The sequence below is a fragment of the Chryseobacterium nakagawai genome, from assembly GCF_900637665.1.
GTDB lineage: Bacteria > Bacteroidota > Bacteroidia > Flavobacteriales > Weeksellaceae > Chryseobacterium > Chryseobacterium nakagawai.
Genome location: NZ_LR134386.1, coordinates 4,042,829 through 4,059,309 on the forward strand (window position 1 = coordinate 4,042,829; position 16,481 = coordinate 4,059,309).

At 36.9% G+C, this 16,481-nt stretch carries 13 protein-coding genes; 5 read left to right on the top strand and 8 right to left on the bottom strand.

Annotated elements, in window-relative coordinates; translation table 11 throughout:
• Window positions 1-25 precede the first annotated feature (25 nt).
• The 4 genes from EL260_RS18240 (at window position 26) to EL260_RS18255 (ending at window position 4,603) form a co-directional block, all read left to right on the top strand.
• A complete protein-coding gene (locus tag EL260_RS18240) occupies window positions 26-1,099 on the top strand; it encodes a serine hydrolase domain-containing protein (protein WP_185145919.1) in 1,074 nt (357 codons plus the stop codon).
• A 186-nt stretch (window positions 1,100-1,285) separates the two neighbouring features.
• Window positions 1,286-2,683, top strand: a complete 1,398-nt coding sequence (locus tag EL260_RS18245) for a Gfo/Idh/MocA family protein (protein ID WP_123856818.1) — start codon at window positions 1,286-1,288, stop codon at window positions 2,681-2,683.
• Window positions 2,673-3,581, top strand: a complete 909-nt coding sequence (locus EL260_RS18250; RefSeq protein ID WP_123856821.1) for a sugar phosphate nucleotidyltransferase — start codon at window positions 2,673-2,675, stop codon at window positions 3,579-3,581. The genes EL260_RS18245 and EL260_RS18250 overlap by 11 nt, the downstream gene beginning before the upstream one ends.
• The gene (locus tag EL260_RS18255) at window positions 3,572-4,603 is read left to right on the top strand and encodes a phosphotransferase enzyme family protein (RefSeq protein WP_123856822.1); all 1,032 of its coding nucleotides are present in this window, start codon (window positions 3,572-3,574) and stop codon (window positions 4,601-4,603) included. The genes EL260_RS18250 and EL260_RS18255 overlap by 10 nt, the downstream gene beginning before the upstream one ends.
• A 191-nt stretch (window positions 4,604-4,794) precedes the next feature.
• Here EL260_RS18255 and EL260_RS18260 read toward each other — a convergent pair whose 3' ends face one another.
• The 6 genes from EL260_RS18260 to EL260_RS18285 all read right to left on the bottom strand — a co-directional run bounded on the left by EL260_RS18260 (window position 4,795) and on the right by EL260_RS18285 (window position 11,837).
• Window positions 4,795-5,286 carry a DNA-deoxyinosine glycosylase gene (locus EL260_RS18260; protein ID WP_123856824.1) on the bottom strand — a complete coding sequence of 164 codons (492 nt, stop codon included), beginning with the start codon at window positions 5,284-5,286 and terminating at the stop codon, window positions 4,795-4,797.
• A 236-nt stretch (window positions 5,287-5,522) separates the two neighbouring features.
• Window positions 5,523-7,517 carry a S9 family peptidase gene (locus EL260_RS18265; RefSeq protein WP_123856826.1) on the bottom strand — a complete coding sequence of 665 codons (1,995 nt, stop codon included), beginning with the start codon at window positions 7,515-7,517 and terminating at the stop codon, window positions 5,523-5,525.
• A 292-nt stretch (window positions 7,518-7,809) separates the two neighbouring features.
• Window positions 7,810-8,154, bottom strand: coding sequence for a phage holin family protein (locus tag EL260_RS18270; RefSeq protein WP_123856828.1), 345 nt, complete (start codon window positions 8,152-8,154; stop codon window positions 7,810-7,812).
• Between the two features lie 119 nt (window positions 8,155-8,273).
• On the bottom strand, window positions 8,274-8,696 hold the full coding sequence (locus EL260_RS18275) for a PaaI family thioesterase (protein ID WP_123856830.1): 423 nt from the start codon (window positions 8,694-8,696) through the stop codon (window positions 8,274-8,276).
• Window positions 8,697-8,859: 163 nt separating this feature from the next.
• Window positions 8,860-10,410, bottom strand: coding sequence for a GMC family oxidoreductase (locus EL260_RS18280; protein WP_123856832.1), 1,551 nt, complete (start codon window positions 10,408-10,410; stop codon window positions 8,860-8,862).
• A gap of 11 nt (window positions 10,411-10,421) precedes the next feature.
• Window positions 10,422-11,837 carry an aldehyde dehydrogenase family protein gene (locus tag EL260_RS18285; protein ID WP_123856834.1) on the bottom strand — a complete coding sequence of 472 codons (1,416 nt, stop codon included), beginning with the start codon at window positions 11,835-11,837 and terminating at the stop codon, window positions 10,422-10,424.
• A gap of 99 nt (window positions 11,838-11,936) precedes the next feature.
• Between EL260_RS18285 and EL260_RS18290 the strand changes: the two genes are divergently transcribed.
• The gene (locus tag EL260_RS18290) at window positions 11,937-12,806 is read left to right on the top strand and encodes a helix-turn-helix domain-containing protein (protein ID WP_123856835.1); all 870 of its coding nucleotides are present in this window, start codon (window positions 11,937-11,939) and stop codon (window positions 12,804-12,806) included.
• Between the two features lie 97 nt (window positions 12,807-12,903).
• Here EL260_RS18290 and EL260_RS18295 read toward each other — a convergent pair whose 3' ends face one another.
• Both EL260_RS18295 and EL260_RS18300 read right to left on the bottom strand, forming a co-directional pair.
• The gene (locus EL260_RS18295; RefSeq protein WP_123856837.1) at window positions 12,904-15,036 is read right to left on the bottom strand and encodes a type IA DNA topoisomerase; all 2,133 of its coding nucleotides are present in this window, start codon (window positions 15,034-15,036) and stop codon (window positions 12,904-12,906) included.
• A 443-nt stretch (window positions 15,037-15,479) separates the two neighbouring features.
• Entirely contained in the window at window positions 15,480-16,361 is an 882-nt protein-coding gene (locus EL260_RS18300; protein ID WP_123856839.1) for an AraC family transcriptional regulator, read from the bottom strand.
• Window positions 16,362-16,481 lie beyond the last annotated feature (120 nt).

The window sequence follows — 16,481 nt, forward strand, 5'->3', positions numbered from 1 at the left end:
AGTTACCTTATAAAAAACTGTTACTATGAAAAAACAACTTTCAGGATTATTATTAATCTTAATTCATTTTGCCTACCCACAAATACAGAAAGTTGAGCAAGTGATAGACTCCTGTGTAAAGAGAGATAATTTTAATGGTTCTGTTCTATTGGCCAAAAACGGAAAGACAGAATTACTTACTTATAAAGGTTTATCCAACAGGCATTATAACATTCCTTTTTCTGATGAAACCAGATTTCATATTTTTTCACTTACTAAGACTTTTACCGCTGTATTAATCATGCAGCTTTATGAAAGAGGAAAAATAAATCTGGACGCTCCTATTTCCACCTATTATCCAGAATACAAAGGGGAAGCGGCAAAGAAAGCAACCATAAAAAATCTTCTTACCTACAGCAGTGGGCGGGAAAATAAGGACATCAGTTCACCAGAACTTATTCATCAGGCTTATGACAATACCCTCTGGAACTTAGATGATTTTATCACGACTTTTCTTTCTGAAAAATTAGTAGACCAACCCGGAACAAAGTTTAGCTATAACAATGGAGATTTTATACTATTAGGTAAAATTATTGAGAAAATCTATAACAAACCTTTTGAAGAAGTTCTCAAAGAACAAATACTCGTTCCTCTCAAAATGGAGAATACCGGTTTTCTTCATCACAATGATATCATTAAAAATATAGATGAAGGTTACTCAGCTGATCCATCTGATTCATTTGCTCTTCATACCCCTACTAATACTTATATTGATAATTTTTACTCTGCCGGAGCGATGTATTCTACTCCTAAGGATTTATTAATTTTTGACCAGGCAATATTCAATTCTGTACTCTTTTCCAAAAAAACGTTGGCTATAATGCTTACCGCTGACCCAAAACTGGAAGATACGGCATTAGGTTTTTGGGTATATCCTAAAAAATTCGGTTCCATCAATACTCTATTTGCAGAACGTCAGGGAGAAGGTTACGGGCATAGTGCCAATTGGGTACATTTAGTTGATAAAGATCTTAGTATTATCATTCTATCCAACACCAAAAGCATTCAATACCTAAACAAAATGAGAGAAAGATTAATTAAGGCTTACTATGGGCAATAATTCTTTTTAAATTTAGATTTGAGACTTGCGTTTATGCCTTACAACAGTTAAATTTTCAAATCCAAAATACATACAGCATCCCAAAACTCTCCCAATCTGGTATTCTCCTATCCTCAAACCTGCAACTCTATAACTCCCACTCCATCGTCGTTTGCAAAAGTTTTAATATATTTAGAAAAAAAATAGATGGAGAATAGCACTTCCCGCAGAAATTTTATCAAAACAGCAACTTTAGCAGGTTTTGGAGCATTGGTCTTACCCAATTCTTTATTTGCCTATTCAAATGATTTTAAAACAGACAAAAAAGTTCGTGTAGGCTTTATTGGTGTAGGACTCCGTGGTCAGGAACATGTAAAGCTATTAGCTAAACGTAGTGATGTAGAGATTGTGGCTTTTGCTGATCCGGACAAAAGAATGCTTGCTGCTTCTCAAAAGATATTAAAAGACAACAACAAATCAGCAGCTCAGGAGTTTTCAAACGGAGAATATGATTACCGAAATCTCTTAAAATTGAAAACGATAGATGCTGTAGTTATTGCAACTCCATGGGAATGGCATCTTCCTCAGGGGGTAGAAGCTATGCGTGCTAAAAAAATTGTTGGGATGGAGGTTTCCGGAGCTATAAAGCTTCAGGATTGCTGGGAATTCGTGAAAGTATATGAGGAGACGAAAGTTCCTATTTTCATGATGGAAAACGTGTGCTACCGAAGAGATGTTATGGCTGTTCTGAATATGGTTCGTAAAGGAATGTTTGGGGAATTGGTTCACGGAAGAGGTGGCTATCAGCATGACCTCAGAGGGGTACTTTTCAATGATGGGGTTACTCCTTATAATTCAGGAGCTGAATTTGGAGAAAAAGGCTTCAGTGAAGCTAAATGGAGAACAGAACATTATGTAAAACGCAATGGAGAGCTTTATCCTACTCATGGATTAGGTCCGGTTGCTATGATGATGGATATCAACCGTGGAAACCGCTTAACAAGACTTTCTTCATTCTCTTCCAAATCTGTTGGATTGCATAAATATATTACAGAACATGCAAAAGGTGGTGAAAATCATCCTAATGCCAAAGTAAAATTCAACCAAGGAGATATTGTTACCACACAAATTGCCTGTGAAAATGGAGAAACCATTCTTTTAACTCATGATACCAGCTTACAGAGACCTTATGATCTTGGGTTCCGCGTACAGGGAACAGAGGGATTGTGGCAGGACTTCGGTTGGGGAGACTTCAACCAGGGACACATTTATTTTGAAAAGACAATGAATCACACGCACCGTTGGGACAATACGGAAAAGTGGATGAAAGAATATGACCATCCCATGTGGAAGAGGTTTGAAAGTACCGCTGCTGGAGCAGGACATGGTGGAATGGACTTCTTTGTGATGAATACCTTTATCGAATGTATTAAAAGAAATATAGAATTCCCTATGGATGTTTATGATCTGGCCTTATGGTATTCGATTACGCCATTAAGTGAAGAGTCTATTGCCAAGGGAGGTCAGGTAGTTGAAATTCCTGATTTCACTAGTGGTAAATGGAAAACCCGTAAACCTGTATTCGGAATGACTGATGAGTTCTAAGAAAACACTACTCATACTGGCGGGTGGATTAGGCAGCCGATACAAGGGCCTTAAACAAGTGGATGGAATACTCGATAATGGCTCCCCCATTCTGGAGTATTCTATCTATGATGCTTTGGAGGCTGGCTTTTCTAAAGTAGTTATTATTGGTAATAAATTAATCCCTCAAAGTTATATTGACCGTCTCAATGCTATTGCTAAAGCAAAAGGATTTGAGCTCTATTGGGTATATCAGGAAATGAACACTATTCCTCTGCAGGGTTTTGATTATCCTGAGCGTGAGAAGCCATGGGGAACGGCGCATGCTGTTTTATGTGCAAAATATGTGATACAGGAATCTTTTATTATGATCAATGCAGATGATTTTTATGGAAAAGAAGCCTATCTGCTCGCTGCAGATGAAATTAATCACCATCATATTTCCGACTCTCAATTGGGTATGATTGCCTATCCTGTAAGTACAACATTGAGTGGTCATGGGGCTGTAGCCAGAGGAATATGTACTTTGGATTCTGAACATGATCTGATCCGTGTAGAGGAACAAACATCTATTCAAAAGCTTAATGGCTCAATCATTTATAGGGAAAACGATGAGAATATCAAACTGAACCCCGATACATTGGTATCCATGAACTTTTTTATTTTTCATCCTCATATCTTCTGCTACCTGGAAGCCTATTTTTATGATTTCATAGAGTCTGATCCAACGCCCAAACAGGAGTTCTATATTCCCAGTGCTGTTCAGAGAATGATTGATGAAAAAAAAGTAAAAGTAATGGTAAAGGCTTCTCCTTCTCAATGGATGGGTGTAACTTATGCTGATGACAAACAAAATATTAAGGATTTTCTGATGTCGGAAATTCAGAATAACAGATACCCGGAAGATTTATGGAAATAAATAATATTGTAACCCAGTTTATCAATACAGTCAATTATACTCTTTCTCCTATCAATGACGGGCTCATTAATACAACTTATCTTTTAGAAGATCTGGATCAGCAGAAAAGGTTTATTCTGCAAAAGATCAATCAGGCAGTTTTCAAACAGCCAGAAGTCATTATCAATAACCATATCATTATTAATAAGCTTCTTGAAAAAGGAAACTATCCTTTACAATACGTAATACCAATCTCTTCTTTATCAGGAAATTTAATTGTAAAAGATAAAAATGAAGGATCATGGAGAATGACCGCCTTCATAGAAGACACTCAGACCTTTTTCAAAATCCCTGATCCGGAAACGGCTTATACATCTGCAAAAGCAATAGGCTGCTTTCTGAGCACAATCAATGCTGGAGATATTCCAGACATTCAAACTCCACTTCCTGATTTTGTTAATTTTGAAAAAAGAATTTTGGATTATAAAGCAGCATTACAAACTTCAGACCAGAAATTGAAGGCTAATGCTGCTGCAGAAATTGAATTTACCAATCAACTTTTATCACTTCCCCAGCAGTGGATTGCTATGGTAAATAATCTTAGCCTCCCCCAAAGGATTATTCATGGAGATCCGAATGTCAGAAATATTCTTTTCAAAGAATCTAAACCTCATGCTATCATTGACCTGGATACGATCATGATCTCTACCCTATTATATGATTTCGGGGATATTGCCAGATCCTATACCAATAATACTGTTGAAGATGACAGAATGGCTACAGAGAATTTCAATGCTGAAATTTATCAGGCTGTAAAAGAAGGTTTTTTATCTGAATTAAAAGAAACATTAGTTGCCCAAGAGCGCGAAAATCTTGATTATGCAGCTCAGGTGGTCATCTACATTCAGGCAGTACGATTTCTAACGGATTATCTGAATGGAAGTACTTATTATTCTATACAACATCCTGAACATAATCTGGATAGGACGAAGAATCAATTGGAATTATTGAAAGGATTGAGAGAATACTTAGGATATGAATGATTTTTATGTTCTTTACTAAAAATGAGATACAAAATTTAGATTCTTACGGAATGACAAACAAAACGAGTAGACTATTCCTACACTTTATCATTCCGTAGAAATTCATACTTTTATATAGGCTTTTTCTGTCTCCATCATCAAAAACTTAAAACTCATCATACACTCTAATATGCTAAACCCTCAAAACTCAATCACCCCAGAAACTCCAATATTTTCTTCCATTCTTTAAACTTTTTTTCAAAAGAAATGGTATGAAGCGGGCTAGTGGATGGCATTAGAAAAATGGGAAGCTTATAGCTTTTTCCTAAAAGCTTTTGCAGACTCTTATACGATTTCCCTCCGTTACAGAAAATTGCTTTCACATTAGGGTGTCCTTCCAACAGTTTCCCAATCTGATTAGCTTCTTCATTTTTAATCTCAGAATCAAGACTTCCTTTTCTTTCGCAGGAATCAATGACATCCCAAAGAGCAATGTGATGTTCCTTTAAGATCTCAATTCTTTTGGGATAATCTTCGGTAAATTCTTCATTCAACAATTCCAGGATGATCTTCCAGAATTTGTTTTGTGGATGGGCGTAATATTGCTGCATTTCCAATGATTTTATTCCGGGAATAGAACCCAGAATTAAAATTTCAGACTGTTCATCTATGAGAGGGGGAAATGATGAAATACGGTTTTGCATAATCAAATATATAACTATTTTATTTTCTTTGGGTGAGGGAGATTTAAATCATTAATTTTTAGGTTTCGGCTAAAGCCATTGGAATTTATTGATGATAAGCAGAGTGGGCTAAAGCCCGATCCTATTGATTTTTTGATCTTTCTCTACCCTATTAATTAAGAAACTATTACCTCCTAAAATCATTGGACTTTTCACCATAAAAAAAGCGGGCTAAAGCCCGCTTCTATTGATATATATTATAATGTTTCTTTTAACCAGTCAAAGAATTCTCTTTGCCATACCAATCCGTTTTGTGGATGAAGTACCCAGTGATTTTCATTCGGGAAATACAACAGTTTAGATTTTAATCCTCTTAGTTTTGCTGCCTGGAAAGCTTCTTGTCCCTGCTCGTAAGGTACACGGAAATCAATTCCTCCCTGAACGATCATAATTGGCTTGTTCCATTTTTCTACAAAATTGCTTGGGTTAAACTCTGTATAAGCTTTTGGCTGTGGTTTTTCCCATGGTGAACCAATATCCCAATTCGCAAACCAAAGTTCTTCAGTAGTCAGATACCATGATTTCATATCGAATAATCCATCATGAGCAATGAATGTTTTGAATCTGTTTTCGTGAATTCCAGCTAGCATAAATACACTATATCCTCCGTAACTTGCTCCAACAGCTGCTACTCTGTCACCATCTACATACGGTAATGTTTTTGCATAATCTGTAGCTGCAAGGTAATCTCTCATTGGTTGTCCACCCCAATCTCTTGAGATGTCTTCATTCCATTTTGTTCCCCAGCCCGGCATACCTCTTCTGTTTGGGGCTACTACGATATAATCGTTTGCTGTCATTAGGGCAAAATTCCATCTTACGCTGAAATATTGTGTTAATGCAGACTGTGGCCCTCCCTGGCAATATACTAATGTTGGGTATTTTTTATTAGGATCAAAATTCGGCGGATAATGGAACCATACGCCCATTTCTTTACCATCCGAAGTTTTTACCATTTTAAGCTCAGATTTCCCTTGTGCTAACTTCGCATAAGTATCTTTATTTGCTTCAGTAACCTGCTTCATTTCTCCGTTTTTAAGGTTTACAGAGAATAATTCTGTAGCATGGTTTACATCTGTTCTTCCTACTATGACCGAAGTTTTATTATCTGTAAAAATTTCATTCACATCAAAATCTCCTTTGGTGATCTGCTGTACTTTTGCAGACTTTGAATCTAAAGAGAACAATTGTTTTGTTCCTCTGTAAGCTGCTGTGAAATAGATTGTCTTTGAATCTGCACCCCAAAGTACATCTCCTGAAACGCTGTCATCCCAGCCTGCTGTAAGATTTGTAATCTTTCCTGTTTTCCAGTCCAGAATTTTTACATCATTTTTATCAGCCTCATAACCATCTCTGGCCATACTCTGCCAGATTAAAGATTTTCCATCCGGGCTAAATTTTGGATTGACATCATACCCTTTGTTTGCCTCAGTCAGGTTTTTAGTAGTTCCTGTAGCCAGATCATAAGCAAAGATATCGGTATTGGTACTGGTTGCGTATTCTTTACCACTTTTTGGTTTGGTAACATATAAAAGCTGTGCAGAATCCGGGCTCCACACAAAATCTTCAGCACCACCAAAAGGTCTTTGAGGGGAATCCCATGTTTTTCCTTCCAATAAATCTTTAGCTGCTTCTACTTTATCTGAGGTGTTTACTACAAATACGTGGTTATATTTTCCTTCATTGAAGTAATCCCAGTGTCTGTGGTTAAGGTCTGTATATACCTGAGCGGTAGTTTTAGGAGTATCATTGTACTTGTCTTTCCCCATTAATTTCTCTACCAATACCTGTTTACTGAAAGCAATTCTTTTCCCATCCGGAGAAATAACAATATTGTCAGCCTCACCAATCGTATAGAATTCTGTCCATGTTTTTCCGGCATCTTTTGAAAGATAGATTTTATCTCCTTCCTGAGCGTAAATCCCATTTCTATCCCACTGGATCAATGCTTTTTTACCGAAATCGATTTTGGAAGCCTGGTGATTAAGAACATTCAGAAAATAGTTCTCATTTTTTGTTTTTTCAGTTTTCAGATCTACCTGTCCTACTTTATAAATAAGGGATGCCTGATCCGGAGAAACAGCCTGTACTCCTACTTTTTTCAAAGTCCAAAGAATTTCAGGTGTCATTAATTGTTGTGCATTCATTAAGAGCGGAGCTGCCAGAGCCAGCAGGCTGTACTTAAGTTTCATATGTTCATTCATTTTTAGCGGATCAGTAAAACCACACTGATTTCATCAAATCCTTTCATTAAATTCAAAGATTGCCAAAGTTAGTATTTAAAATAAAAATTACCGAAAGAATTAACAATAAAATTGATGGTCTGAAACAAATATTGAAAAATAAAGATGACCAATGAATAAAACAAAAGGGTGAATACTGAAATTTACTTCATCTATTCCTATTTACCCCTTTACTTTCAGGCAAAAAAAAAAGTCCGTTGGCAAAAACACCAACGGACTTTTCAATTTTTATTTTTATCTGTTAATCCCCATCTGAGAACATTGAATTCGCCAGAGAAGTCACGATTGATAATAATATACTGAAGACAAATGCCCACCAAAAGCCATCTACTACCATACTGTCTATGAAATAATCAGCAATCAGGATAATAGCTGCATTAATAACCAATGCAAAGAATCCTAAGGTTAGGATGGTAAGGGGAAGCCCAAACAGGCTTAAAATAGGTTTTACAAATATGTTTAAAACCCCAAGTACAATAGCAAAGATAATTGCTGATGAAAAACCTTCAAAGTGTACTCCCGGTAAAATTTTAGTTAAAAGGTACGCCACAATTGCTGTGACGAACAAACGGATAATTAAGTTCATTTCGTAATTTTTTAATAGTTATGGGATGTAAGGAGCAAAAGCCATTCCATTTCGATGAAAAAAATTTCTTTAAATCCTTTATTTAAGGAAGATTTTGCTTAATTCAGGTTAAAAATGGGTTATTTTATCTTCATCATCGTGACTAATGAAGTGGCTACGTGACTTTCTGATCCGGAACCTTCATTCTGAACATAGATTTCTACTCTGATGACACTGATTTTGGAACCTCCTTTAATAACATAAGCTTTTGAAACCAACGCATCTCCCATAGCCGGACGAAGGTAGTTTACCTTTAGCTCAACCGTTACGACATAGCAATCTTCCGGATAATGACTTACCGCAGCATATCCTGCTGAAACATCTACAAGGGAAGCAATCATCGCCCCATTGAACATTCCTGCTTTCCTGGTCATCATTTCCATTTTGGGAATTTTAATAGAAACATAATCAGTTTCTACTTCCAATAGTTCTGCTTTATAGAATTTCAAGGTTTCCGAACGGCTAAAGCTGTCGGTCATGAGTTTCTTTTTCTCTGGGGTCATGAATTTTATTTTAAACAAAGATAAGAGATTGTTGTTCTCAGCCATGGATGCACGGATAATTTTCACCAGATTACTCTATTGTATTCATTCACATCTCTCAGCAGAAAAGAAAACAGCCACTTCAACATTGAAGAAGTGACTGCTTCTGAGTTTCAAACTCTATTTAAACGAACGATAACTTTCCTTCTACTCCTAATTCCTTCAGATGATGATCTTCTTTAATCATATCTGCTGCTTTTTCACCAATCATGATAGTAGGAGCATTGGTATTTCCGGAAACTACATCCGGCATGATGGAAGCATCTGCTACACGAAGACCTTTTATTCCATATACTCTTAATCTTGGATCAACCACAGAAAGGCCGTCTATTCCCATTTTACAGGTTCCCGTCATGTGATGATAAGTGGAACATGATTTTTTGATATAATCTATCACTTCTTCTTTTGTTTTCCCTTCACCTGGATAGATTTCGCCATCATTCCATTCTTTCATTGCTTCTGTACGGCCCATTTCGCGGCAGATTTCCACACATTTGTACAGGGCTTCCAAATCAGATTCTTCGGATAAATATCTTGGATTGATTTCCAGCGGTGAATTGGGATCTGAAGCTGTTAATTTAATATACCCCTTACTCGCAGGCCTGATAAATCCTGCACAAAATGTGAATGCATTTTCTGGACCTGTAAACCCTGGGCTGTAATAGGGCAGTCCCATAAACAAAGGTTGTAAATCAGGGAAAATCATTTCTTCTTTACTTTTCCAGAAAAGCTGTGCTTCCAATAAGTTGGCTTGGGGGGCAGGAATGTCTTTTTTCGCTTTAAAAATAACACTTGCCAAAAGATGATCCTGAAGGTTTTTCCCTACTCCTTTCAGATCTTTTATCACTGAAATCCCCACAGATTCCAGTTCTTCTTTATCTCCTATTCCGGAGATCATTAGAAGTTTCGCAGATTCTATAGTTCCGCAGGATACAATTACTTCTTTGTCTGACCTGGCTTCTAATAATTTCCCATTCTTTACATACTGAACCCCTACACATTGATCTCCTTCAAAAACTAACTTCTGAGCTAGCGCATCCGTTTGTATATGCAGATTGGGACGTGATGAGACAGGGTCTAAAAATGCTTTGGCAGTAGAACATCTTTTACCATCCTTACCTACACTAAGGTGATTCAGACCTGCACCCCAAATTTCCTTGTTAAAATCATCTGTCAGTGGATATCCTAATTCTTTACATGCTTCAATAGCACTTGCTGAAATGGCATTCGGAAGCTTGATACGGCTTACAAAAAGGGGACCTTCTCCTCCATGTATATCATCCTCTCCATCTTCATGAGTCTCAGATTTCTTAAAGTAAGACAGAACACTTTCCCAGTCCCAGCCCACGCATCCATTATAAGCCCAATGATCGTAATCCTGCTGATGCCCTCTGATATAGATCATCCCATTGATGGAGCTTGACCCCCCTAATGTTTTTCCACGAGGCCAGTATCGTGTATTTCCACCCGCATTTTCCTGAGCAACGGTATGATAAGCCCAGTCCCTTTCAGTATTCCATATGGCTGGCCATCCTGCTTGTTCCTGTACTTCATTAACTTTATCATCCGGTCCTGCTTCTAACAGAAGAACACTTATATTATTATTTTCACTTAATCTGTTAGCGATCACAGCTCCTGCAGAACCAGAACCAACTACTATAAAATCGTATTTCATGAGTTTTTAATTTAAGAGGTTTGCTTTTTGATACTGATTACTTTAGGGGTGGTTACTGCTTTCAGCCCTTCAATACCGAATTCTACACCATACCCGGATTGTTTTGCACCGCCAAAAGGAACGAACGGGTGAATAGCTCCATGCTGGTTGATCCAAACAGTTCCTGCCTCCAATTGTGCAGCTACTTTTTGTGCTTCATCAAAATTATCGCTCCACACTGAAGCCCCCAATCCGTTTTCTGAATCGTTAGCTTTGCAGATGCCTTCTTCCAATGTTTTATATGTAATGATAGGCAAGACAGGTCCAAACTGTTCTTCGTCAACAATTCTATCACCGTTATCAACATTTCCGACAAGGGTTACAGGAATAAAATATCCTTCCAAATCAGGTTTTTGTCCTTTGAATAGAAATTCTGCCCCAATATTTTCAGCATCACGAATCAGATCCTGAATTTTATCGTATTGCATTTTATTTTGTATAGGTCCCAAAACAACGGCTTCATCAGCTCCGTTCCCCATTGGAATATTTGCAGAATATCCTGCCAAAGCCTGAACTACTTTTTTATAATCATCTTCATGTACATATAATCTTTTCAAACAGGCACAGGTTTGTCCCATATTCAGGAAAGCACCCCAGAAGATGTTTTCTATGTGTTTCGCAACATCCAAACCGGGTAAAATGATTCCGGCATCATTTCCACCACATTCCAGTGTGAGACGTGCCATATTGTGAGCAGAGGCTTTAATAACTTTTTTTCCTGTTGCGATAGAGCCTGTAAACATAATTTTTCCTATTTCCGGATGACCTGTAAGATAAGCTCCTACTTCTCCTTTTCCTGTAACTACCTGCAAAATATCCTCAGGAAGTACACTATTGATTACTTTTATCATCTCCAGACTACAGAAAGTTGTATATTCTGAAGGTTTTATGACAACAGCATTTCCCATTCTCAATGATGGAATAATCTGCCAGATAGCAATCATTAATGGCCAGTTCCAGGGGGCAATTGCAGCAACTACTCCAATCGGATTTCTGTACAGGATATCTTTTCTGGTCTCATCTTCAAAAACTATTTCTTCAGGCAGGTCTAGCGATGCCGGCACTTGTGTCCAACCAACACAAGCCTGCATTTCAAAATGAGCACCCGGCCCGTTAAGCGGTTTTCCCTGTTCTTTGGTAATCCATTCTGCAAGATGTTTTGAGTGAGTCTGCAAAGCTTCTGCTACTTTTAATAAAATTTCTTTTCTTTCAGCATCGGGTCTTGCTGCCCATAATTTTTGGGCTTTTTTTGCTTTCATAATGATACTGTCTATTTCTTCACTGGAAGTATTTTCAACTTTACCAATAACCTCCAATGTAGAGGGATTCAGAGATAAAAAATCAGTATTTAACGTATCATTTTCTTTTTCTAATGATGTTCTTTCCATTATTTTAAATATTTTGTATTTTACACAATTCGAAAATGACGAAAACATGATGTAATTCATTTACCTATTCTCTATTTTTTTTAACCTAAACTCTATCCTATGGAAAAGATCGAAGAAAGAACTGTTTTCAGCATTCCTTTTGGCGAACTGAATGTATTTGAAACGAATGTTGTATGCCATGATTTTCCTTTCTTTTTTGAAAAGCCTGTCATCACCCTCATGCTGAGTGGCAATAAAATCATCCGAAGTGAGGACGAAACTTTTGAGTTTAATGAAAGAAGTGTATTCATTCCACCCTGCAATAAAGAATTGAGTATTGACATTCATCCTGTTTTCCGGGAACCTACCAAATGTCTGGTATTGAATATTGAACAGGAATATATTGACAGTGTTTTCCATGAAGTGATCGAAAATTGGCATCCTGACTGGAACAAAAAAGGAATTATGATGAAAGAAAATGCTGTAAAAAAGTTTGTAAGCTCTGATGAATCTTTATGGAGAAGTCTTATCAATCTTTACAACAGAAGAGTGGATGAAAATATTTATAATACGTCAGATTTTCTTTTAAGCTTAAACCTTAAGGAACTGATTTATGAGCTAATGAAAACCAATGCAAAACACATTCTATTCGAATCAGATAAGACAGATCATGCACAAAATGGGCTTCAGGAAGTCGTTTATTTTATCAAACAAAACTACAGAGAACCTATTACCATAAAGAAACTGTCGGCCTTAGCAGGAATGAGTGAAGCCAATCTGTTTAAAAAGTTTAAGTATTCTTACCACTGTACTCCGGTGGAATATATTATTCAATTGAGGATAGAACATGCCAAACAGCTATTAATCAACAATCCGGAAATCGGGATTAAAAATATATGTTTTGAGTCCGGATTTAATACCCTGGAATATTTTTACAGAAAGTTTACGCAGATCACCGGAAAATCTCCGAAAAAGTTTACCACAAATTAATCCTCCCCTCCGGAGGAAGAAATGATTACGTTTCCCATTATTACTAATTGGAGAAAATTGTTGGATGTAAAGTTATATAGCGTTATTGGTAAAATAATTATCCAAGCTGTACCTGGAAATCATCTGTTAAAGAAAGTACTCCTTCTGCCAATCCTTCCGGATGAGTGCTGAAGCCTTTCAGTTTAGAAGTCTTCCCTTTTAAAACAAGATCTAAAAGCTGTTTATCAGACAGTTTTTTTCCGAAGATTTCAAAAGTAATTTTAAACCCACAGTTTTTAAAATCGGAACATCCTACAGCTGCTTTTCCTTTAATCAGGTTATGTTCCTTGCATTTCGGGCACTTGGTTTCTTCCCAGGACTGAAGTTCTTTTTTCTGGGCAGGCTCTCTTTTTTTCTTTTCCTTCACCTCTTCTTTTTCTTCTTCCTGCAGAGTAATCACTTTTCCTTTTCCATACACTACTTTATCGGTAAGTTCTGTTACCATCTGGATCAATTCTTCTTTGAAAAGGTTGGCTTCATACTCTCCTTTTTCAATTTTACGAAGCTTAGACTCCCATTCTCCAGTTAGTTCCGGACTCTTTAGAAGTTCATCTTCAATGGTATCGATAAGCTGAATTCCTGTTTGGGTCGCAATCAGATTTTTTCGCTTCTTTTCAATATATTTCCTTTTGAATAAGGTTTCGATGATGTTGGCACGGGTAGATGGTCTTCCGATCCCATTATTCTTCAGCATCTCACGCAATTCTTCATCTTCAACCTGTTTTCCGGCGGTCTCCATTGCTCTCAGCAAGGTTGCTTCAGTATAAGGCTTTGGAGGAGTTGTTTTTCCCTGGTGGATCATCGGATCGTGCGGTCCGGTTTCACCCACGGTAAATTCAGGAATGGTTTGTTCCTCCTCTTTTTCTTTCTCCTTATCTTTATCTGTGGTTTCTTCTTTTGGCTCTTTAGCATACACGGCTCTCCACCCTGGTTCCAGGACTTGTCTTCCGCTGGTTTTGAAAGGAATAGTTCCTACTTTACCTTCTACCAAAGTATTTGAAATTTTACATTCAGGATAGAAAACAGCAATGAAACGTTTTGCGATCAGGTCATAAATCAGTTTTTCTTCCCTGCTCAAATTTTGAGATGGAGGAACTTCCGTAGGAATGATTGCATGGTGATCAGTTACTTTGGTATCATCAAACACCGCTTTTGATTTTGGAATGGGAGCTTCCAGTAAAGGAGCAATTAACTCCTGATATGGATACATTTTTCGAAGAATACCTTCTATTTTCGGATATAAACTATCTGATAAGTAAGTAGTATCAACACGCGGATAAGTTACATGCTTCTTTTCATAAAGACTCTGAACATAGTTCAATGTATTTTCTGCTGAATACCCGTATTTTTTATTGGCTTCTACCTGCAATCCTGTCAAGTCGAAAAGCCTTGGGTTCTTTTCTTTTCCTTCTTTAATTTCGAAAGAAACAATTTCAAATGGATTTACTTTAAGATATTCCAGTCCTTTTTCTGCACGTTCTAATGTTTTAAGACGGTCAATGGCGGCATTGAAAATCACCTCGCGATATTTGGTTTTCAGTTCCCAATATTCTTCTGTAGTAAAGGCATCAATTTCTTTCTGACGCTGAACCAGCATGGCTAATGTAGGAGTCTGCACCCGTCCAATGGAAAGTACCGCTTTATTTCCCCCAAATTTCTTGGTAAAAAGTCTTGTCGCATTGATTCCTAATAACCAATCTCCTATTGCTCTGGCATTTCCTGCCAGGTAAAGGTTTTTATAATCTTCTGCCGGCTTAAGGTTTGAAAATCCTTCTTTGATCGCATCTTCAGTCAATGAAGAAATCCATAAACGCTGAACAGGTTTATTACATTTTGCTTTCTGTAATACCCAACGCTGGATCAGTTCTCCCTCTTGCCCGGCATCCCCACAGTTAATGACCTCATCACATTCCTCTACCAATCTTTCAATTACTTTAAACTGATTTTCAACTCCTTTATTGGGAATCAGCTTTATTCCAAAACTGTTGGGAATAATGGGTAATGAAAATAAATTCCACGATTTAAACTGGGGACTGTAATCGTGAGGTTCCTTTAAAGTACAAAGATGTCCGAACGTCCATGTTACACAATAGCCATTCCCTTCCATATAGCCTTGTTTAGGCATGGTAGCACCTAATACTTTGGCAATATCTCGGGCAACACTTGGTTTTTCGGCAATACATAATTTCATGAACTCAGGTTTATTGAAGGAGGCAAAAATCGGGATTTTTTTTGACTTTAGCTAATTTAGACTCAGAGTCATTGAATGTCAAAGCTTTTGAAAATGTTCTTAGCTCCTGAAATAGATAAATGTATCAAAATCTCTCTGGCTTACTGACTACTATTTTAGTTTCAGGTCCATTTTTCACATTTTTAATAGTATTAAAAACAAAAAGAAGACCTATCTCTGTTGAATCTTCTCCTTGGCTTAAAACTTGAATGAAAGGTTATTGTATTGACAGTCTACAATATCTGCTATTAGTGCTGACTCCTGTATTGTTGTTGACAAATTAAATAATTATTGTATTCAAGATCTTTAAGATATACAGCTCCTGCTGCAATAATATATTATGTATAGAACATGCTTTTTTCCACTTTGCAATGATATTCCGTATTTGTTTAAAAACTCATTTTTTATTGTTGATTACTATTTTCTTTTACTATTATTCCATACAGCTCCCGGAATTTTTTGGGCGTGTATCCTGTATGTTTTTTGACAAAGCCTGAAAAATGCCCATAGTTTTGAAAACTAAAATCAAAGGCTATATCCTTCAAAGGATCAGTCGTCATCGTCAGCTTATATTTTATTTTTTCCATGGTTTGACTGTATATTATTTCTGTAGCCGTTCGTCCCAAATACTTCTTACAGAGAATATTCAGATAATTGGCATTGATCCTTAATTGGTCTGCATAATATTTTTTGGTTCTCTCCTGTCTTATAGACTTATTCAGAAGGTTTATAAAATCAAAAAGAACCGGGTGGCTTTCATATACATTAAGGTATTCTGTATTCTTCTGAACTTCTTTGGCGATATTTCTGGCAATAATTTTCATTTTGGAATAGATAATTTCGCTCATAACTGGAGAAGGAATCTGAAGTTCGTCCCGAATATCTTTGAATTCATGTACCAGTCTTTTAAAATCCTCTTCATTCAGCTCAATAACTGGCTTTTTCTTATACATAAAAACCGGAAATCGCATCAGCCCTTCCATCCGTTCAAATACATCCTCACTTATAAACAACTGATAGACCTCATGTCTGGTTTCACAATTCCAATAATGTATCTGGCCTGGAAATACCAGATGAAGCTGCCTTCCTTGTATCAGATATTCTTTCCCTTCAATGAAATGTTTTCCCTCCACAGATTCAAACAATATTAGTGAAAGAAAGTCGTGACGGATAGGATTATACCAGTAACCTGATCCTTTGGATTGACAAAAAACAATGTCATGATATATTTTCAATCTATCTTGAACCTCCCGGATTCGTTGAACTGGAATGTTTTTCTCATTCATACTGATCAATGCATTTAAATGTTGCTTATTTTTTAGGCATAGCACCACAGAATCGCTTGAAATGAGGCGATAATGATACTGTCTTATCTTAATCAGATAAGAATTTTTCTCAGAATCGAA